The 428-nt window shown below is 74.3% G+C and carries 1 pseudogene; it reads right to left on the bottom strand.

The window, feature by feature from the left end:
* Window positions 1-115: pseudogene (locus FV222_RS31755) on the bottom strand (arginase); the annotation flags it as partial.
* Window positions 116-428: the final 313 nt, after the last annotated feature.

Below are 428 nucleotides of genomic sequence, written 5' to 3'. Positions count from 1 at the left end.
GGGTGCGGACGAGGCCGGCGGTGCGCAGGGCGGCCGGGCCCATCACGGAGCCGGGCTCGCTGGTGCCGACCTCGGTCGGCACGCCGAGGATCGCGATACGTTCCGGCCCGTCCATTCCCACCTCGTTCCTGCGGCGTCCTGCCGGTCGCCGCGCCTCATGACAGGCTTCGGCGACGAAACCCGTGTCCGGGCACTCGCCAAGGGCTTTAGCCGGGAACGGCCCTCGACACGAAGGCCCACGGGCAAGCCGCGAGCCAGGGGCTGCCGCGGCCGGCGCGGAAACGGGGAAACGCGCCGGGGCGCGGGCGGTTGGGAGGGACTCCGACCGCGACGCATCGAAGGAGATCGCCCATGCGGGACCGTTTACAGGCCTCCCCTCGCCGAGCCGCCGCCTGCCGAGGCGCCGCCTGCCGAGCCTTGGCTTGTGC

This window comes from Methylobacterium sp. WL103 (assembly GCF_008039885.1).
GTDB classification, from domain to species: domain Bacteria; phylum Pseudomonadota; class Alphaproteobacteria; order Rhizobiales; family Beijerinckiaceae; genus Methylobacterium; species Methylobacterium cerastii.
Note: the sequence above shows the minus strand (reverse complement) of the source record. Positions and strands in the feature narration are given on the sequence as shown.